The sequence below is a fragment of the Marinobacter sp. genome, from assembly GCF_040882185.1.
Taxonomy (GTDB): domain Bacteria; phylum Pseudomonadota; class Gammaproteobacteria; order Pseudomonadales; family Oleiphilaceae; genus Marinobacter.
This window is the reverse complement of the sequence record NZ_JBBEBW010000006.1, coordinates 54252-74582: the sequence shown is the minus strand read 5'-3', so window position 1 is coordinate 74582 and position 20331 is coordinate 54252. Positions and strand designations below refer to the sequence as shown.

Here is a 20331-nt window from a genome sequence, read left to right as displayed (position 1 = left end):
TTATGTTACGTAAGACACTTTCATCCATCGCTTTCGCCATAGGGCTCGCCTCCGCTGCATCCGCACAGGCAGATGACGTTACCATTGGCGCAGTATTTCCGCTGAGTGGGCCGAATGCCACCTACGGTGACATTTTCATGTCCGGCGCAGATTTGGCAGCCAAGCATGCCAATGAAGGCGGCATGTTGTCAGGCAATTTGAACATACTTTACGAAGACAGCCAGGCCCTGCCCCAGCAGGGGGTCGTCGCGATGAACAAGCTGGTCAACGTGGAGGGTGTTCCGTACGTACTTTCTGCCTTTACCGGGGTTTCGAAGGCCATTTCCACGCTCGCCCAGCGCAGCCAGACCGTGGCGGTCAACGGTGGCGGTGTGGGTCCAGACCTGGCGGAACTGGGGGAATATTTCTGGAACGTCATCCCGCTGGCGAACAATGAAGTAGGGGCGCTGGCGGCCTATGCCGTGAATGAGCTCGGCCATAAGCGATTTACCCTGGTGTATGTCGATGATCCGCTCGGAGAGTCGATTCTTAAAGAACTGGAAAAGACGCTGCCGCCACTGGGTGCCGAGCTCGTTGAATCTCACTCGATTGCCGCCTCTGCCCAACAGTTCAGTGGCGTGGCTGCAAGGGTTCGTAGCGATAATCCGGATGTGGTCTATGTGGCCTCCTATGGCTCCCAGCAACTGCAGATCGTCAAGCAGTTGCGGGATAATGGTGTTGATGCGCAGATTGCCAGTTACTCAGCGTTCTCTGTGCCTGAGCTACATGAGCAAAAGGAAGCCCAGGGGGCGTTATTCACCACCCAGAGCATCGAGTGGGATTCTGAAGACCCGGTCACCAAACGTTTTGTTGATGATTACAAAGCAGAGTACGACAAGAACCCGACCTCCTATATTGCCAACTACTACAACGCTGTAAGAGTCTTTGTGCTGCTTGCACAGGCACTCGAAGAGCAGGATAAAGAGATAACCGGCGAAAACCTCTTGGCCCAGCGCAAAGCGACGGACACCTTCGAGCTGGTGGGTGGCAAGGTCTCGTTTCAGGAAAACGGCACTTTGCTGGCACCGATTCAGGTACTTGAGGTTGACGGTTCCGGCAGCGGCAAGGTGGTTTTTGTTCAGGCTGCGGAATAAGGGTCGGCCATGCTGTTTCTGCAACTCCTTGCCAACGGTTTGCAGGTGGGGGCGATCTACGCCCTCACTGCCGCTGGCTTCTCACTGATTTTTGGCTCCACTAAAATATTCCATTTTGCCCACGGTGCGACCTTCGCGATTGCCGCTTACCTGTTCCATTTCGCGCTGGCTGGTCTGGGGCTGCACTGGACATTTGCGGTGGCTGTGGCGGCGATCAGTGCGGTGGTCTTCGGTGTGCTGCTGGATCGCTTTATGTACGCGCCGATTCAGCGTCATGAAGGCTCGTTCTTCACTGTATTTGTGGCGTCTTTCGGTATCGGGATCGTGGTGCAAAACCTTCTGGGGAGCGTGTTCGGCCGGGGTTTCATGTCTGTCAGCTCTCCCCTGAGCAACTCGGTGGAAGTCATGCCAGGGCTTTACCTGTCGCCGCTGAACGGGCTTGCCATAGTGTGTGCCATTGTCTGCTTTGTGGCGCTGCATTTCTTTCTGACCCGCACTTTCGTGGGTAAGGGCTTGCGAGCCTTGAGTGAGAACCCGGAACTGGTGCGCACGTTCGGGCTTAGCCCCCGGCGGTTATCTACTTATGCCTTCGCGCTTGGGTCTCTGTTGGTGGTGCCTGGTGCCATTTTTACGGCCGCAGGCACTGGTATCAATCCGACTGTTGGCCACCACGTTATGTTGATCAGTCTTGCTGCGACCATCGTGGGCGGCATTGGCAGCCTTCGTGGCGCTGCCTGCGCCGGGCTGTTGATTGGCGTGGCGGAGAACCTGGCGATGTGGAAGCTGGGAACCCAGTGGAGTGAAGCCATCACATTCGCGATCCTGTTCTTCTTCATTATCTTCAAACCGTCCGGATTCTTTGGACGGGCGACAGTCTCGTGAGGCCCTGACATGACAGCTTATATCTTGAACTTGCTGGTTCTGATCTCGGTTTACGCGATCCTGTCGACCACTCTGAATTTCATTATCGGCTATGCCGGTATTTTCTCTCTGGCGCACGCGGTGTTTTTTGGTATTGGCGGTTATACCGCAGCGCTGGTGGCCATGAACGTTACTCCGGAGTTCTTCGTGGCGGTGCCCTTTGCTATGGCTGCAGCCGCTATAACGTCCCTGTTGCTGGCACTCCCCGCGCTGCGGGTGCGGGGTGAATACTTTGTGGCGGCCTCCCTTGGGCTACAGGTGCTGGCAGTCACCCTGTTCTCGGAGTGGAAGAGCTTTACCGGGGGCATTGGTGGCGTGATCGGGATTCCGGCGGTAGAGCTGTTCGGCTATCCGGTCTACAAGCCCTGGCAATTCCTGGTGATGTCCCTGATTTGCCTCGTGATTATTATTGTCATTACCCGAACCCTGGTACATACCAGCTTCGGCCGCAGCCTCAAAGCTATCCGGGACAGCGAATCAGCCGCGCTAGCGTCCGGCAAGAACATTACCGTGATCAAGACGCTCTCCGTTGTGCTGTCTTCGTCGCTGGCCGCGGTGGCCGGGGCGCTCTATGCCTTTTACATGAGCTTTATCAACGTCCAGAGCTTTATGCTCGATACCTCTGTGCTGGTAATGGCGATGGTCATCATCGGTGGCACCGCCACCATAATGGGTCCGCTGGTGGGGGCCGCATTGCTCATGCTCATGCCCAGCGCGCTGACGTACCTTTCGTTCCTGCCCCAGACCGAAATTGGCTCCATTCAGCAGATCGTCTACGGCCTCGCCATGGTGTTACTGATGATCTTCCGTCCTGGTGGCATCGTGAGCGCACACCCCGGAGGTGGCAAATGAGCGAGCAACTTAATACCGCCCAGGAGACTGTAAATCTGGCGCCCGGCTCCGGTTTCACGGGGTCGACCGATGACCAGGAGGTCTTGCTGGAAATCCGTCACCTGAGCAAGAACTTCGGTGGCCTGCAGGCTATCAACGATGTTTCCCTGAATCTCAGGGCAGGCATCATCACCACGCTGGTTGGCCCCAATGGAGCCGGTAAAACCACCTTGTTCAATATGATTACGGGGCATATTCCGCCTTCCGAAGGTGATGTCCAGTGGCAGGGCGAATCAGTGATTGGCAAGCCGCCCTGGAAGATAGCCAGAGAAGGGATTGCCAGGACGTTTCAGGATCTTCGGCTGTTTACCCATATGACCGTGGAAGAAAACATACTTACCATGATGGAGTCCGGTTCCTGGCTCTGGCAGTCAGGCGGTAAATCCCGCAAGACCAGGCGATACGACAGAGTAAGCCGGATTCTGGAACGAACCGGCTTGGCTGACAAGCGCCATACCCGGGCTATTGACCTGGCCTATGCGGAACGCAAGTTTCTGAGCCTGGCCAGAATCATGGCGACGGATTCCCGCCTGTGGCTGCTGGATGAACCGGCCTCCGGTCTTGACCCTCACTCCTATAACCTGTTCCTGCAACTGCTCCGGGAGGAAGTCAAGGAGGGTATTACCGTCTGCATCATTGAGCATAATCTGGACATAGTGGTGAATATATCTGACCGCATAGCGTTTCTGGACCAGGGTAAATTGCTGGCTGATGGTGAGCCCGAAACCATCCTGAACGACCCGGCCCTGGCCGCTATTTACTTCGGGGAGAGATAACCGTGGCAGATAAAATACTCCAGGTTGAGAATCTGGTTGTCGGCTATGGTGGACGGCCAGTGTTGACGGACATCAATGTTCACGTTAACGACAATGAAGTGCTGTGCCTGATCGGCCATAACGGTGCAGGCAAATCGACCCTGCTCAAATCCATTTTCGGTCTGGTGCCCCATGAAGGTGGCCGCATTCTGTTTAATGGCGAGCAAGCAGTGACCGAGCCCCGGGCCATGACCATGGCGGGTATGTCCATGGTGCCGGAAGGCCGCGGCGTCTTCCCTGGTATGACCGTGGAGGAAACCATGAGCCTGGGTATGTGGGCAGCCGGTGTTCCCGAAAAAGAGCGGGCAGAACGCATCGATTGGGTAATGTCGATCCTGCCGATGATGAAAAAGTTCTACCAGACCCGGGCCGGCAATCTGTCGGGCGGGCAACAGCAGATGGTCTCTATTGGCCGGGCGCTGCTCAGCCGTCCTCGTTGCCTGTTAATGGACGAACCCTCTATCGGCTTGGCGCCCAAACTGTTTCAGGATCTCTGTGGCCCGATCCGGGAATTGCAGCAGAAAACCGGGATGTCGATTCTGCTGGTAGAGCAGAACGTCAAGGAAGCCCTGAAAATCTCTGACCGGGTGGTGGTAATGAAATCCGGACAAATGACCTGGGAGGGGCAGCCGTCTGAGTTGAGTGACAACAAGAAACTGATGGAGCTCTACTGATGTCGACGAAGCTGACCCTGGCCGCAATGGTGGCAAGGCATCTGGAGCAGGCGCCGGACTCCTGTGCCCTGATTGTGGGTGATCGTCGCATCAGCTATGAAGAGCTGGACCAGATGGGATGCGCAGCGGCAAGTTGGTTACTGAAGCAAGGCATTGGTCACGGCGACCGAGTGGCGGTATGGCTCGTCAACCGGCCCGAGTGGCTGGCGTTGATGCTGGGGTTATCCCGACTCGGTGCTGTGCTGGTGGCGGTGAATACCCGTTACCGCACGACTGAATTGCAGCATATCCTGGCGGCTTCCGGAGCCCGGATGCTGATCATGCAGCCCCATTTTCGCAAGATCGATTTCCAGGCCTTACTGGAAGACCTTAAACCGGAGACAGTACCGGAGCTGGAAGCCATTGCCGTCATTGAACCGGCAGCCCGAATGCCGAGGTTTGCGGGGTGCTCGATCCAGACATTCCCTGATCTGGAAAGCGCCAACGTCCCCGCTATTACAGACAAGTCCACTGAACACGACCTGGCCATGCTGTTCACCACGTCTGGCACGACGAAACTGCCAAAGCTGGTGACGCATACCCAGCGCTCGCTGACCAGCCACGCCTATTGCGTAGCGCCAGCCTTTGGCTTTGATCAGCCAGGTGTCGGCCTGCTCGCGACCCTGCCTTTCTGTGGAACGTTTGGCCTCGTACCGGTGATGACTGCGCTGGCGGCAGGCGCGCCCATTGCCGTAATGGATACATTCGATGCAGAACCTGCGGTCGAGCTGATCCGCGAACATCAGCTGACCCACCTGTTTGGTAGTGACGAGATGTACTGGCGCATCCTGGACGCACTGCCGGGCGGAGCTATGCTGGATAGCCTCAGGGCCTGTGGCTTTGCTGCTTTCCATACTGGGGCGGAGGAGCTCGCCAGGGTGGCCAATGCCCGGGGCGTACCCTTGGCAGGGGTGTACGGCTCCAGTGAGGTGCAGGCACTGTTTTCGATGCAGGCTTTATCGGGAGCGCTACAAGAGCGATGCAAGGGCGGAGGTATCCCCGCTGATCCGAAAGCCCAGGTGAGGGTTCGCCACAGCGAGTCGGGCGAGCTATTACCACCGGGGGAGAGCGGTGTCCTGGAAATTCGCGCGGAGGGTAACTTTGCGGGTTACTTCAACAATCCGGAAGCAACCTCTGAAGCTGTCGATCAGGACGGTTTCTTCTCTACCGGAGATATCGGGTATCTGCGGGAGGATGGTTCTTTCGTCTATCAGACCCGGGCTGGAGACGCGATTCGCCTTGGCGGGTTTCTGGTCAATCCAGCGGAAATAGAAGATGTGCTGAGGGATTGCCCGGGTGTTGCTGAAGCCCAGGTGATTGGCGCAGATGTTAACGGTAAACCCGCGTGTGTGGCGTTTGTTATTACTGAGCCGGAGGCCGATATCGATGCTGAAGGTATCCGTGCCTGGCTCAAAAACGTTGTCGCGCCGTTCAAGGTGCCAACAAAAGTCTGGTTCCTTGATGCCTTCCCTGTTACTGAAAGCGCAAATGGCACCAAGATCCAGCGGTCAAAACTGCGGGCGATGGCTGCCGAGCGCGACTCCAATATAACCACTTGAGGTGACACCATGCAAAGAAGACGAGCAGCCATTGTTACTCCGGTACGCACCGGTGTAGGCGCATTTGGTAAGGCATTGAGACCGATCTCCGTTGAAGACCTGATTGCTACGGTCGTCAAGGAAACCATCAGACGATCGGCAATTGATCCGGCCCTGATAGAGGATGTGGTAGTCGCGCAATCCTACGCCAACAGTGAAGTTCCCTGTGTTGGCCGTTGGGCCGCATTGCAGGCGGGATTGCCCGAGCATGTGCCGGGTATGCAGCTTGATCGGCGCTGTGGCGGCGGGCTCCAGGCCGTCATTAACGCGGTGATGATGGTGGAGTCGGGCGCCTGCGATGTGGTTGTCGCGGGGGGCGTTGAGAGCATGAGCAACATCGAGTATTACTCCACCGATATGCGCTGGGGCAAGAAAGCGGGCTCCTTTACCATGCATGATCGACTGGATCGTGGGCGGGAACGTTCCCAACCGGAAGACCGGTTTGGCTACATTTCCGGCATGATCGAGACGGCGGAAAATCTAGCCACGAAATATCAGATATCCCGCGAAGAGGCAGATTCCTACGCCATGCGCAGTCACCAGCGGGCCGCTGCAGCCTGGAATGAAGGACGGTTCGATGACGAAGTGGTGCAGCTCTCCATTCCTCAGCGTAAAGCTGAGCCCGAGGTGTTCTTCCGGGATGAGGGTGTGCGACCAGCGACCACCATGGACACGCTCGGCGCTCTAAAACCCATTATTAAAGGGGGCACCGTGACCGCGGGCAATGCCAGTCAGCAAAGTGATGCCGCGGCGGCTTGCCTGATTGTGTCTGAGGACAAACTGGCAGAGCTGAACCTGGACCCGATGGCCTTCATGGTGGGTTGGTCGGCAGTGGGTTGTCACCCGGCCACTATGGGAATCGGACCGGTGCCAGCGGTGGAGAAACTGTTCCGTAAAACCGGCCTGGGCTTTGATGACATGGGGTTGGTTGAGCTTAACGAAGCCTTTGCGTGTCAGGTTCTGTCGGTACTCAAAGAGTGGGGCTGGGCCGATCACGACCGGCTCAATGTCAATGGCTCTGGCATCTCGTTGGGGCACCCCATCGGAGCGACCGGAGTTCGGATCATGACCAGCCTGTTGCATGAAATGAAACGGCGTGATTGCCGTTACGGCCTGGAAACCATGTGCGTTGGCGGTGGGCAAGGTGTCGCTGCGATTTTCGAACGCGCCTGATACTCGGCGAAAAAACAGGCAAAGGAGAACCCATGGATCACTCATTGTATTTTGAAGACCTGAAAGCGGGTGAGGTGTTTGAAAGCACCGGCAGAACCATCACCGAAACGGACATGACCATGTTCTCCATGCTGTCCGGTGACTGGAACCCGGTCCACTGCGATCAGGAATTTGCCAGCAAAACCCGCTACGGGGAACGACTCGTCCATGGCGCTTTCGGTATTGCCGTTGCGACCGGCATGATGCATACCCTGGGCGTGTTCGAGAAATCAGCGGTGGCGATGATGTCCATCAGCGAGTGGAAATTCGTCAAACCCATTACCATTGGTATGACACTTCGGCTGAAGTTATCGATTCTGGATTTTGAAGAGGGCACCAGTAAACGGGTGGGCCGGGTCAATCGGCGCCTGCAGTTGGTTAACCAGCATGACGAAATCGTTCAGGACGGCGTTTCCGACATGCTTATCCTGAAGCGGAGCGGGATTTCGGAGAGTTAAGTAACGGCCAGACTGGCCTGGGCGCGAATTTCCTCGACCAGTTCCTTGCCACATTTTGGTAAGGCGTCCAGTTCCCTGACGATAAGGCTACGCTCTCTTTCGGCCCAGCTTTCCTCAAGCTCGACGATGGAAATAGCCATGGATTCCGCGTAGCGGTGAGCGATTGAGCGGGGCAGTATGCTGATGCCGACGCCCCGGCTGACCATCCGACAGGCTGATTCAAAGCCGAAAACCTGTATCCGCATCTGCAATTGGGAGTTGATTTCACTGGCCTGCCCCCGCAGGAAATTGAACAGGGTGCTGCCTTCGCGGAGGCCGATATGGGGATAATTCAGGGTTTCCAGGAACGTTATATTTTTACGCTTTGCCAGTTCATGATCGCTTGGTGTGACCACCACCAGGCGGTCAACGTTAAATGGGATAATTTCCAGTTTCTTTGCTGTCACCGGACCGGCGACCACGCCGAGGTCGGTGGAGCCATCAATTACGCCCCTTACGATGTCATTGGTGAGGCGCTCCTGCAGATCAACAGTCACTCCCGGGCGGGTAACCAGAAACCGCGCCAATACATCGGGCATGAAATCACTCACGGCGGTGGTATTGGCGAATATGCGGATGTGGCCGGATTGGCCTTCGGCATATTGGGAGAACTCATCCTTGATGTAGTCCACCTGACGCATGATCGCCCGGGCATGCACCAGCAGGTCATGACCTGCGGGCGTCAACTCAACCCCCTGACTGTCGCGGTAGAAAAGACGGCTGCCCAACTGGCCTTCCAGAGCCTTGATACGCATGCTGGCAGCTGCGGTAGACAGGCTGGCCCTTCTGGCGCCGCCAGTTAGACTGGTAGCTTCAGCAACATGGATAAACAGGCGTAAATCGGGAATATCAAAATGCATAATGGGATATCGGCAGCAAGCTAACTAAGGGATCGCCAGTCTAAACCACAGGGGGGTTCATGGAAACCAAACGCACCCTTGAGGAAAATCGAATTCACTCTTCCGTGATATACCGGCATTCTTACTAAAATTTAAAAACTAGAATACGTATTGATAGAGGAAGCGCAATGGAAAAAGCACCTGAAGACTGGATTGGTCACAAGGAATCCTGCGCAGATGCGCTTGATACCTCACTCGCCAGCCGCATCGCAGCCATGCTCTCCCAACCGTTTCCACAGGAGGGCGACGCACTTGCCCCACTCTGGCACTGGGCTTTTTTCCAGGTTCCGATGCCCCCAGCCAGTACGGGGCCGGACGGGCACATAGCGCCGGGTGGTTTTCTGCCCAAGTCTGATGGCAACACGCGCATGTGGGCCGGGGGCAGGGTGGATTTCCATCGTCCACTGTTAGTAGGCCAGCGCGCCGAGCGTCAATCCAGGATCAAATCGGTCATCGAGAAAACCGGTCGCTCGGGTAAATTGTTGTTTGTGACTGTTGAACACCAATATCACCAAAACAGCGAGCTGTGCCTGAGTGAAGAGCAGGACATCGTATACAAAGCGCCAGCACCCCCGAGACTGTCTCTGGACAAACCAGTGGACGAGGCCCAGTGGAGTAATAGCATCGAGCCTTCGCCACTGCTCCTGTTTCGATATTCCGCCGTAACGTTTAATGGACATCGTATTCATTACGACAAGCCCTACACCACTGAGGTAGAAGGGTACCCGGACCTTGTTGTTCATGGTCCGCTGATTGCCACCTTGATGATGCAGGCATTTCTGGAGGCCAATCCGTCACTTACTCCGGTGCGCCTGTCCTATCGAGGGTTGAGACCTTTGACGGTGAATAAAGCCTTTAACGTTGAAGGTCGGATCAGCGGTGAGGGTAAAGCTCTGCTCTGGGCGGCCAACGAAGATGGCCCGGCCCATGAAGCCGAAATCGAATTCAAGGAGAACAGATAGATGACCAGCCCATCCATGAAGAAATATGAGGACATCCGTGAAGGCGTGCGTGGTTTATGCGCGGAGTTTAATGCGGCCTATTGGCGTGGTGTGGACGAGCGTAAGGCGTTTCCGGAAGAGTTTGTTGAGGCTATGACCCGTGCTGGCTGGCTGGCTGCGATGATTCCCGAGGAATACGGCGGCTCGGGCCTGGGCGTATCGGAAGCCTCGGTCATACTGGAAGAGGTCAATCTTGCCGGTGGTAACTCCGGCACGGTGCACGGCCAGATGTACAACATGTTTACTCTGCTGCGTCACGGCAGTGAGGAACAGAAGCAGAAGTATCTGCCAAAAATCGCCGCCGGCGAATTGCGTCTGCAATCCATGGCGGTCACGGAGCCCACTACGGGTACCGATACCACCAAGATCAAAACGACCGCGGTGCGCCAGGGCGACAAGTATGTGGTCAATGGCCAGAAAGTGTGGATTTCCCGAGTCCAGCACTCGGACCTGATGATCCTGCTGGCCCGCACCACGCCGCTGGCAGAGGTAAAACGCAAGGCCGAGGGCATGTCGATCTTTATCGTTGATCTGCACCACGCCATTGGTAACGGCCTGACCGTTCAGCCTATCGCCAACATGGTGAACCACGAAACCAATGAGCTGTTTTTCGATAACCTTGAAATCCCCGCCGCGAACCTGATTGGTGAGGAAGGCAAGGGCTTCCGCTACATTCTGGACGGCCTGAATGCCGAGCGCGCGCTGATTGCCGCCGAGTGTATCGGGGATGGCCGCTGGTTTATTGAAAGGGCGCGTAAATACGCCAGTGACCGGGAAGTGTTTGGCCGACCCATTGGTAAGAACCAGGGCATCCAGTTCCCCATTGCCAAGGCGCACATCAACGTGGAAGCGGCGGATCTGATGCGCTGGCGTGCCTGCGAAGAATACGACAGCGGCCAGAACGCCGGTGCCAGCGCCAACATGGCAAAGTACCTTGCGGCAGAAGCCTCATGGGAGGCTGCCAACGTCTGCCTGCAGACCCACGGCGGCTTCGGTTTCGCTAACGAATACGACGTCGAGCGGAAGTTCCGGGAAACCCGGCTTTATCAGGTGGCACCGATCTCCACCAACCTGATTCTGTCCTACGTGGCAGAACACCTGCTGGAATTGCCACGCTCATTCTGAGTTTTTTCAACGCAGGGAAAGGTGAGGAACTTTTTTGAACCATAACAAAAACAAGCCGATGCCTTTGAGTGGCATTACGGTTATCTCCCTGGAGCAGGCGGTAGCTGCCCCCTTATGCACCCGGCACCTGGCAGAGCATGGCGCTCGGGTGATCAAGGTTGAGCGGCCCGGACAAGGTGATTTTGCCCGCCAGTATGACGAGCGGGTGAAGGGCCTGTCATCGCACTTCGTCTGGGTAAACCGCTCCAAGGAAAGTCTGTCTCTTGATCTCAAATCAACGGAAGGCATGGAAATACTCCATCAACTGCTGGCAGAAGCGGACGTTCTGGTGCAGAACCTGGCGCCGGGTGCGACTGCACGGATGGGGCTGTCATTTGCAGATTTGCATCCCCGCTACCCACGACTGACGGTTTGTGACATCTCGGGCTACGGCGAGGGTGGTCCGTATCAGGACAAGAAAGCCTATGACCTGATGATTCAGAGTGAAAGCGGCTTTCTTTCCGTTACCGGTACTCCCGAACCGGAAGGCATGGCGAAAGCTGGTTGTTCGGTTGCCGACATTGCGGCAGGCACTTTTGCTCAGAGCAATATTCTGTCTGCATTGCTGCTTCGGGGTCAGACCGGAGAGGGCAGCCATATAGATGTTTCGATGTTGGAATCGCTGGTTGAATGGATGGGGTACCCGATGTATTACAGTTTTGACGGAGCGCCAGCACCGGACCGGGCGGGTTCCTCCCATTCCACGATCTATCCCTATGGTCCGTTTCCCATCGGTGACGGTAACACGGTGATGCTCGGCCTTCAGAACGATCGCGAGTGGCGGGGCTTTTGTGAACGGGTGATCCGAATGCCGGAACTGGTGGATAACCCGTTGTTCGTAACCAATCCCCGCCGCTCCGCCAACCGTGTCGAGCTCAATGGCCTGATCCGCGAGGTATTTTCACAGCTCACGCTTGCAGAGGTGACCAGTCGCCTTGATACCGCGGGCATTGCCAACGCTGCGGTGAATGATATGGAACAGGTTTGGCAGCATCCTCAGTTGCAGGCCCGTGACCGCTGGTTTGAAGTGATGACGCCATTGGGCGAAGTGCCAGCGTTGAAGGTGCCGGGGCTGTTTTTTGAGGAAGCGATATCTGCCGTGCCGGAGGTAGGGCAGCACACCCGTGCAATCCTGCAAAACCTGGGTTACGGCGACGAGCAGGTTGAAGAGTTTGAGCGTGTTGGTGTGGTGTAGCCAGCAACAGACTATCGATAGCAGGTAAGTGACGATGACAAACGATAACCTGAAAACGATGTTATTTGTGCCAGCGTCGAGGCCGGAACGGATCGCAAAGGCGCTTGCCAGCGGCGCTGGCGCGGTCATAGTGGATATGGAAGACGCGGTATCTGAAAATGCCAAGGACACCGCACGACAAGCGCTGGAGGATTTTTTGAACCAGCACGAGGGCGCCGGCATTTATGTGCGGATAAACGCACGTGGAACTGCATTTTTTGACGAGGATCTGGCGCTTTGTAGCCGCCACGAGAAGGTTATCGGCATCATGCTGCCACGAGCAGAGTCGGCGGAAGATATTTCGCTGGTAGCCACTGCGGGCAAGCCTGTGCTTCCGCTGATCGAGACGGCCAAGGGCCTGGTTGCTATCCATGACATTGCCGCCTCACCGGCGGTTAACCGGATGAGTTATGGGGGGCTGGACCTGAGTGATGATCTCGGCATCGAAGGCAACACCGCTGGCGCCGAGACCATTCTGGATCAGTGCCGGTATCAGATTCTGGTAACTTCGCGGGCGGCTGGCCTGTTGCCGCCCATCGATACTGTGTTCCCGGTCTTTGACGATGATCAGGCCGTTCTCACCCGGGCCCGGCGGGCGCGGAATATGGGCTTCTCCGGCATGTTGTGTATCCACCCCAAGCAGATAGGCCCGGTGCAGTCCGGCTTTGCACCTGACACCGAGCAAGTCCAGTGGGCCCAAAAGGTCATGGCGGCGGCGGAGTCGGGGGAAGGTGCCTTCAAGGTCGATGGCCAGATGGTGGATGCCCCGGTTATCGCGATGGCAAAAACCATTCTTGAGCGTGCTCAGGGTCATTATTAGAAAGCCATGTAGGTAACAGGAGTTCAGGCATGAATTGCGGAAGTAGCAAGTATTGGCCGAAAGGGCTGCCCTGGTCGCTGGACCTGCCCAGGACCAGCCTTTACTACAACCTGGAAGTGGCCGCGACGCGCTACCCGACCAAGCCCGCCATCGTATTTTATGGGTACACGCTTAGCTACGCTGAGTTTTTGCGGCAGGTTGAATCCATGGCGGGTTACTTGCAGCAGGTTTGTGGGGTTAGGCCGGGTGACCGGGTCGCCCTGTACTCCCAGAACTGCCCCCAGTACATGATTGGCTACTATGCCATTTTGCGTGCACAGGGCGTTGTTGTGCCAATCAATCCGATGAATCTGGAGGATGAGCTGCGCTACTGTGTTGCCGACAGTGGCGCCAGGACCTTGCTCGCCGCTCAGGAACTCTTCGAATTCGCCAATCCGTTGCTGCTGTCCGGGGACATCGGACATCTTATTGTGCACGCCTATTCGGATTATCTGGCACCAACCCTGGACATGCAGGTTCCCGCTGCGGTGAGCGCGCCAGGGCTGGCTCTGGCCGGGCAAGACGTCGCCCTCTGGCAGGACGCATTAGCGCAAGCTCTAAGCCCCGCCCACTTTGAAGGAAGGCACGATGATTTGTGTGTCATTGCTTACACCTCGGGTACCACGGGCAAGCCCAAAGGCTGTGTCCACTCACATAGCACCGTGATGGCTTCGGTGGCCGCCTCCGCCGTGTGGCGTGGCGGATCGCCCGCGTTCTCGTCCCTTGCTATCGCACCTCTGTTTCACTTTCTCGGCATGCAGGGAGGCATGAATGGCCCGATATATAACGGATCAACGGTGGTCATCATGCAACGGTGGGACCGTGAAGCGGCTTTGCTGCTGATCGAGCGATATCGGGTCAATATGTGGAGCGCACCGCCTTCGATGATCGTCGATTTCTTTTCCAATCCGGCCCTTGGCGATCACGATATTTCCAGCCTGTTCCGGTTGATGGGGGGTGGCGCCGCCATGCCCGAGGCAATTTCACGCAAGCTCAAGGACGAGTTCGGGATTTCCTACAACGAAGCTTACGGGCTGACCGAAACCGCCGCTTTTATTCTTGGGAACCCCGTCGAGCGAGGCAAACGACAGTGCCTTGGCATCGCCAGTTTCGGGGTGGACGCGCGGATTGTTGATCCAGGCACACTGGAAGAACTGCCCCAGGGAGAAACCGGTGAAATCATCCTCCACGGCCCCCAGGTGATGCTGGAGTACTGGAACAACCCTGAGGCAACCGCCAAGTCCTTCCTGGAGCGCGACAGTAGACAATTTCTGAAAACCGGCGATTTAGGCTATGTAGATGAAGAAGGCTATTTCTTCATGGTCGACCGCCTTAAACGGATGATCAACGCCTCAGGCTTCAAAGTCTGGCCTGCGGAAGTGGAAAGTATCATGTACGGCCATCCCGACATCCAGGAAGCCTGCGTGATTGGTGTGCCGGATGAGAAAAGAGGGGAGACCGCCAAAGCGCTGGTGGTGTTAAAAGCGGGCGCCAGTAGTGCCATAAACGGCGATGATATCCTTGCCTGGTGCAAGCAGAATATGGCGGCTTATAAAGTGCCGACGGCGGTAGAACTCCTCGACGAGTTGCCGAAGTCGGCGACCGGTAAAATCATGTGGCTGCAATTACAGCAGCGGGCCCGCTAACAAACTAGGTTTCATCAATTATCTTCGAGCATCAGGGGACGTTGGTTCTGCTGACGATGATGACGGGGTGAGATGGTATTACGCTTGTTGAGCGTTAGTCGGCTCATCCTTGACCGGTCCCGGATAAGGTAACGAATGATGAAAGAAAATAGACTGCTCGAAATGCGGATATTCAAGGCGGTGGTGGATGCGGGAGGGTTCACTGCTGCGGCACATCTGCTTGGGGTGAGCCAGCCTTTCGTTAGTCAAACAATGACCAGTCTGGAGCGCAGACTGGGTGTCCAGTTGATCCATCGGTCTACTCGTGGCCATAGGTTGACCGGGGAGGGCGAGCAATTTCTGAGTGCTTGCGGAAGGATTCTCAATGAGATTGAGCTGGCGGAAGCGCAGGTTTCCTCCGCACGCTCAAAGGTCAGTGGAGAGCTTCGAATCAGTGCGCCTTTGGCCTTCGGCCTGGACCAGATAGTACCGCTGCTTCCTGAAGCGATGGCTGACCAGCCAAATGTTGTCTTCCATCTTGCCCTTTCTGACTCAATTGCAAATCTCATCGAAGACAATGTTGATGTGGCTATTCGTATGGGCAGGTTAACGGACTCCTCCCTTAAAAGCCGTAAACTTTGCGACCTGCAACGTTTGGTTGTGGCAGCGCCCAGCTACTTGGAAGCCCATGGTTTGCCACAGACGCCTGCGGACCTGCGTCGGCACAATTGCCTGATGTGGGAGGGGCCGCGGGATCATCTCAATCGCTGGTCGTTTCGGATTGACGGGACGGTAGAAACCCTGCTCGCGAGCGGTAATTTTCGCAGCAGTAATGGCCTGACTTTATTTGAGCTATGCACAGCAGGCGTCGGAATTATGCGACTGGCTGAACATCTGGCGCTTCCCGCCATTCGCGAGGGCAAACTGGTGCCGCTTTTAAGCGACCACCAGGTTCATGATGATACAGCCATCAGTGCGGTCTTCCTCCCCGAGCGCGAACTCCTACCCCGGATTCGGAACTTTGTCGACTACCTTGTTGAAGCTTTTCGTCAGCCGCCATGGAGCGAGTAGCGCCAACATCGACCTATTAGTCTCCGCAATAAAACTTATTCGATTGGCGCCGTTGACCACTGCTCGGCAATTCTTCTAGTTTAAGAAACTGCCAGGTTATAGAGAGACCGCAAAAAGAGAATCTGGACTTTATGTTCATGCCAGTAAATCCAAATAGAGGCTGGTAATTGAATCACTGATATAACTAAGGAGCCTCTGATTAACTCCTGAATCGCTCTGAAAGCCCCGAAGGGCGCGCTCTGAAGGCTGCATCTGCGGCGTTGCGACTCTTGCCAAGGGCTACGGCCATTGGCGGCGAGCCGCGCCTTGCACCTACAGCCTTCAGAGCCCGCAGAGACGATTCAGGAGTTAATCAGAGGCTCTCTAATTAAAACAAGAATGGTAGCGCCCTTACTGGAAGGAAGCTGCCGAATTTGGAGTAATAACCATGAATAAGAAACTGACACTGCTATTTTCTGGTCTGATGACTATCGCAACTGTACTTCCTTTCTCCCACTCTCTCGCGTCAGCAGCGGACGGTGAGGTCTTCGAGATTCGTCTCGGTCATACAGGTTCCCCGGACCATCATTTCCAGGTTATCTCCAAGCGTTACGCGGAACTTGTTGAAGAGCGCACTGACGGTAACGTCAAGATATCTGTTTATCCTTCTGACTCGCTTGGCAAACAGCTGGAACTGGTTGAGGGAACGTTTATCGGTACTAATGATATGGTTCTGACTTCCGACGCAGTGCTCTCAAATTTTGTCCCGGAGGTCGGTATTATCAATCTCCCGTTCATCTTCCGTGATCCCGACCACGTACGGGAGGTGTTGGATGGAGACGTCGGTAAAGCGCTTTCCGATAAAGTTGAGCCGCAGGGCGCCGTGGTTGTCGGCTGGTGGGAAAATGGCTTCCGGCATATTACGAATTCCAAAAAGCCGATTACCAAGCCTGAAGACTTGGCGGGGATGAAACTTCGAGTTCCAGAAGGTCCCATTTTCGTTGACAGCTTCGAAACACTCGGCGCCAATGCCACCCCTATTGCGTTCACTGAGCTCTATTCGGCTTTACAACTTGGTGTGGTAGATGGCCAGGAAAATCCACCGGCTCACATTCTTACCCAAAAGTTCTATGAAGTGCAGGACTACGCTTCAAAAACCGGGCATATCTATCTCTCGTCCCCCGTTCTGATCAATAAAGCGCTGCTCAATCGGATGCCTGAGGAGTATCAACAAGTAATGATGGACACTGGTAGAGAATTGGCTGCTGAGCACACCCGTATGGTGGTTTCAGAAGAAGATGCCCAGTGGGAGCAAATCAAGGAACTCGGAATGAAAGTGAATGACGTTGACAAGGCGCCATTTGTCGAAGCCACCAAACCTGTTATCGAGAAATATCGCGGCGTATTTGGGCCAGAACTCATCGACCAAATCATAGACACCAAGTAACAGCTCAGTGCGAGGGGGGAGCTGCAAGTCATCGTAGCTCCCAGGCCCCTGTCGAGGTTCTTCCTGCCATGTATGAAAAAACGCTCACTCTATTAACCAGAACATTGACCGCGTTATCAGCGGTTCTGTTTCTGATCATGACGACGCTTGTCTGCCTGCAGGTATTCTACAGGTACGTCCTGAACGCCCCGCTTACCGGATCCGAAGAGGCGGCACGTGCGCTCCTGATCTATGTCGTACTTCTGGGGGCGGCCTCCGGTGTCGGAAACCGATCACATCTGACGATTGGCTATTTCTATGAGCGGTTCCCAGTAATACTCAGAAAAGCGGCGACTCTGCTTTATTTTATCTCGATTCTGAGTATTGCCCTGCTCTTTGTAATTCAGGGTTGGGACCTTGCACAGCGCACCATGATGCAGACGACACCAGCGTTAAGGATACCAAAGGGGCTTATTGTTTATGCGTTCCCGATAGGTGGGGCGTTGATGTGCATCTACTCGGTCAGCTTGATCAAAGAGATACTGGGTGCGTCAAATAACCCGCATTCCGCACAAAATAAAAAGTCGCTCTGAGAGACAGTCCATGGTTCTTACCCTGTTTGTTATCTTTTTTGTATTGATATTTCTCGGCGTACCAATCGCCTTCTCACTTGCCGGTGCATCCATCCTGTCTCTTTTTATGTTTACCGATATGCCAATGCTGCTTGTTGTGCAGAGGATGTATTCGGGGTTGGATGTTTTTGCTTTGATGGCGATACCGCTTTTTCTGTTTGCCGGGTACTTGATGTCGGAAGTCAAGATTTCGGACAAGCTTATTGATCTGGCATACGTATTCCTCGGTCGTTTCAAGGGCGGGCTTTTCCTTGTAGCCACTGGCTCCTCAGCTATCTTCGGCGCTATTTCTGGCTCTGCTAACGCAACCACCGCTGCGATTGGCTCCGTTATGATCCCGTCCATGGCAAAAAAGGGCTACGACCAGGCAGATTCAGCCGCCGCAGTGGCTGCCTCGGGCATTCTGGGCCTCGTTGTACCGCCGAGCATTACAATGGTTCTATACGGTGTGGTTGCTGGCGTGTCGATCGGTAATCTGTTCCTCAGTGGTATCGTGCCTGCGATCATCATCTCGGCCGGGCTAATGGCTGTTAACTATTTCATAGCTCATAAGCGGGGCTATGACGGCGGTGAGCCCGTTCCAATACGAAGTGCCCTGAAAACTTTCCGGGAAAGCATGGTTGCATTGGCAATGCCGTTGATCATTCTTGGGGGTATATATTCGGGGGCATTTACACCTACTGAATCAGCGGCCGTTGCAAGTCTTTATGGATTACTTGTAGGCTTCTTGTGGTACCGGAATCTGACCTTCAAAAGCGTCTTTAATGTTAGCAAGAAAACCGTGGAGGTATCGGCTACGATTCTATTCCTGATCGCCACATCTAACATCTTCACCTATATCCTTACCTCCGAAAATGTACCTCAAGGGTTAGCTGCAGGCCTTATAGGATTTTCTGACAGCAAGGTCGTCGTCCTCTTGATTATATTGGGAATGCTACTTGTATTGGGGACATTCCTCGATAATGTAGCGGCAGTTATTCTGGTTACCCCCACTCTGATGCCTGTGGTTGGAGCCCTGGGGATTGATCCGATATTCTTTGGTGTCTTCATGGTCATTGCTGTGGCTGTCGGTCAGATAACGCCGCCAGTGGGGTTAAACCTGTTTATAGCAACAAATCTTACCAATAGGCGATTTGAGGATGTCTGTAAAAGTACAGTTCCTTATTTATTACTCTATATATTATTGCTTCTATTTTTCATATTTGTACCAGGGTTGCTGTCAGTCTTTAATTAGGGAGTATCGGTTTTTCACGTGATACCGAATTGTGGTGTTCATAACTTGATGTGATAAATCTTATTGCGAAGCGCATATTGATGCTGGTGGTGCGAATAGATAATGTTGATATAGATCAGCTGGAATTCTAAGGAGCCTCTGATTAACTCCTGGGTCGTCTCTGGCTTTCAGAGCGCGCAGAGACGATTCAGGAGTTAATCAGAGGCCCCCTAAATGATACCAGTGTTATATATTGGATATTTTTAGTCGGAGAAAAAATGATGGATTTAGGAAAGAGAGTTTCAGTTTATCAGCCGGAGCAGGAAGGTCTAAAATTTCCTGAGCTTCCTACTTTTTCAAGTCTGGCAGACGAACGACGTCATCTTAAGGAGCGCCTGGTAGCGGCATGTCGCGCCTTTGCGATACACAATCTGGATTATGGTTTCGCAGGACATTTAACAGTGCGGGACCCGGAGCGGCCGGAATTGTACTGGACCAACCCGATGGCTGTGCACTTCTCTCAGGTCAAGGTGTCCAACCTCATTCTGGTTGACCACGAGGGTCACGTGGTCGAGGGTGATTATGCGGTGAATCGTGCTGGTTTTATATTGCATGCAAATGTACACGAAGCTAACCCGGACATTATTGCGATGTGCCATGCCCACAGTGTTTACGGTACCGCGTTCGCGGCTCTTGGCCGGGAGCTTGAACCGATTACCCAGGATGCATGTGCCTTTTTTGAAGACCACGTAGTCATTGGCAGCGAGGCTGGCGCCGTCGCCGTCGAGAACAAGGCAGGGTGTAGCGTTGCCGAATCTTTCAAAGGTGTGAAAGCCGCGATTCATCAGAACCATGGTTTGCTCACCGCCAGTCGCCACAGCATCGAATCCGCCGCGTTCTGGTTTATCGCCCTTGAGCGGTGCTGTCAGCAGCAGTTATTGGTGGAGGCAACTGGTATCAAACCGACACTCGTGACGCCCGAGCGCGCGCGCTACAGCCGCGAGCATGTAGGTAGTGAATACATTGGCTGGCTGCATTTCCAACCTATCTGGGAGCAGCTATTGGGAACCAGCCCGGGTATGCTCGAATGATCTAAAATGAGGGAAGGGGTTTCGGTACGCAGTCGCATTTCGAGGTGACTGTATCAGGGCGCATATGCTTATTGCCCGGACGAGACATCAGTTCCTGCCAAACATAAAAAAAGGACCTGCGCTGTCACGCAAGTCCTCCATATACATACTGCACATCGGCGAGGCCTAATGCCCGCCAGCAGCCTTCGGTTTAACGAAAACCGAGAAAGGAAAGAATTGCCAAAACGATAACCACGGCGCCTACGATATAAACGATATTGTTCATAACTAATTCCTTTTTGTAAGAACCTGCAATTCTGGTTGCGCCAGAATCGCCTGCTGCGAATGATGTAACTCCTTCTACAGGCTATTCCTTTA

The 20331-nt window shown here is 54.7% G+C and carries 19 protein-coding genes; 18 read left to right on the top strand and 1 reads right to left on the bottom strand.

The window, feature by feature from the left end; translation table 11 throughout:
* Positions 1–2 precede the first annotated feature (2 nt).
* Genes WEB64_RS05585 through WEB64_RS05550 form a run of 8 tightly spaced genes read left to right on the top strand, consistent with a single transcriptional unit; the run spans position 3 to position 7741 of the window.
* Positions 3–1133, top strand: a complete 1131-nt coding sequence (locus WEB64_RS05585; protein WP_368059987.1) for an ABC transporter substrate-binding protein — start codon at positions 3–5, stop codon at positions 1131–1133.
* Between the two features lie 9 nt (positions 1134–1142).
* Positions 1143–2015 (top strand): branched-chain amino acid ABC transporter permease, encoded by an 873-nt coding sequence (locus WEB64_RS05580; RefSeq protein WP_368059989.1) that lies wholly within the window; start codon positions 1143–1145, stop codon positions 2013–2015.
* 9 nt (positions 2016–2024) lie between these two features.
* Positions 2025–2906, top strand: a complete 882-nt coding sequence (locus tag WEB64_RS05575) for a branched-chain amino acid ABC transporter permease (protein WP_368059991.1) — start codon at positions 2025–2027, stop codon at positions 2904–2906.
* Entirely contained in the window at positions 2903–3721 is an 819-nt protein-coding gene (locus tag WEB64_RS05570) for an ABC transporter ATP-binding protein (RefSeq protein ID WP_368059993.1), read from the top strand. The genes WEB64_RS05575 and WEB64_RS05570 overlap by 4 nt, the downstream gene beginning before the upstream one ends.
* A gap of 2 nt (positions 3722–3723) precedes the next feature.
* Positions 3724–4434, top strand: coding sequence for an ABC transporter ATP-binding protein (locus WEB64_RS05565; RefSeq protein ID WP_368059995.1), 711 nt, complete (start codon positions 3724–3726; stop codon positions 4432–4434).
* Entirely contained in the window at positions 4434–6032 is a 1599-nt protein-coding gene (locus tag WEB64_RS05560) for an AMP-binding protein (RefSeq protein ID WP_368059997.1), read from the top strand. Before WEB64_RS05565 ends, WEB64_RS05560 begins: the two co-directional genes overlap by 1 nt.
* A 9-nt stretch (positions 6033–6041) precedes the next feature.
* The gene (locus WEB64_RS05555) at positions 6042–7244 is read left to right on the top strand and encodes an acetyl-CoA C-acetyltransferase (RefSeq protein ID WP_368059999.1); all 1203 of its coding nucleotides are present in this window, start codon (positions 6042–6044) and stop codon (positions 7242–7244) included.
* A 32-nt stretch (positions 7245–7276) separates the two neighbouring features.
* Positions 7277–7741, top strand: coding sequence for a MaoC/PaaZ C-terminal domain-containing protein (locus WEB64_RS05550; protein ID WP_368060001.1), 465 nt, complete (start codon positions 7277–7279; stop codon positions 7739–7741).
* Here the strand turns inward: WEB64_RS05550 and WEB64_RS05545 are convergent.
* Complete coding sequence (locus WEB64_RS05545; RefSeq protein ID WP_368060003.1) at positions 7738–8640, bottom strand: LysR family transcriptional regulator; 903 nt, start codon at positions 8638–8640, stop codon at positions 7738–7740. The genes WEB64_RS05550 and WEB64_RS05545 overlap by 4 nt on opposite strands.
* 167 nt (positions 8641–8807) lie before the next feature.
* On the opposite strand from WEB64_RS05545, the gene WEB64_RS05540 reads away from it, so the two are divergent.
* The 10 genes from WEB64_RS05540 to WEB64_RS05495 all read left to right on the top strand — a co-directional run bounded on the left by WEB64_RS05540 (position 8808) and on the right by WEB64_RS05495 (position 19974).
* Entirely contained in the window at positions 8808–9641 is an 834-nt protein-coding gene (locus WEB64_RS05540) for a MaoC family dehydratase N-terminal domain-containing protein (RefSeq protein WP_368060005.1), read from the top strand.
* Positions 9642–10805: an acyl-CoA dehydrogenase family protein gene (locus WEB64_RS05535; RefSeq protein WP_368060007.1), complete on the top strand. Its 1164-nt coding sequence runs from the start codon at positions 9642–9644 to the stop codon at positions 10803–10805. It abuts the gene before it with no gap.
* A gap of 58 nt (positions 10806–10863) precedes the next feature.
* Positions 10864–12039: a CaiB/BaiF CoA transferase family protein gene (locus tag WEB64_RS05530; protein WP_368060815.1), complete on the top strand. Its 1176-nt coding sequence runs from the start codon at positions 10864–10866 to the stop codon at positions 12037–12039.
* A gap of 34 nt (positions 12040–12073) precedes the next feature.
* Positions 12074–12898, top strand: coding sequence for a CoA ester lyase (locus WEB64_RS05525; RefSeq protein WP_368060009.1), 825 nt, complete (start codon positions 12074–12076; stop codon positions 12896–12898).
* 29 nt (positions 12899–12927) lie between these two features.
* The gene (locus tag WEB64_RS05520) at positions 12928–14583 is read left to right on the top strand and encodes a long-chain fatty acid--CoA ligase (protein ID WP_368060011.1); all 1656 of its coding nucleotides are present in this window, start codon (positions 12928–12930) and stop codon (positions 14581–14583) included.
* A gap of 135 nt (positions 14584–14718) precedes the next feature.
* Entirely contained in the window at positions 14719–15633 is a 915-nt protein-coding gene (locus tag WEB64_RS05515) for a LysR family transcriptional regulator (RefSeq protein ID WP_368060013.1), read from the top strand.
* Between the two features lie 427 nt (positions 15634–16060).
* Positions 16061–17059, top strand: a complete 999-nt coding sequence (locus WEB64_RS05510; protein WP_368061559.1) for a TRAP transporter substrate-binding protein — start codon at positions 16061–16063, stop codon at positions 17057–17059.
* A gap of 68 nt (positions 17060–17127) precedes the next feature.
* Positions 17128–17631, top strand: a complete 504-nt coding sequence (locus WEB64_RS05505; protein WP_368061560.1) for a TRAP transporter small permease — start codon at positions 17128–17130, stop codon at positions 17629–17631.
* Positions 17632–17641: 10 nt separating this feature from the next.
* The gene (locus WEB64_RS05500) at positions 17642–18904 is read left to right on the top strand and encodes a TRAP transporter large permease (protein ID WP_368061561.1); all 1263 of its coding nucleotides are present in this window, start codon (positions 17642–17644) and stop codon (positions 18902–18904) included.
* 257 nt (positions 18905–19161) lie between these two features.
* Complete coding sequence (locus tag WEB64_RS05495; RefSeq protein ID WP_368061562.1) at positions 19162–19974, top strand: class II aldolase/adducin family protein; 813 nt, start codon at positions 19162–19164, stop codon at positions 19972–19974.
* Positions 19975–20331: the final 357 nt, after the last annotated feature.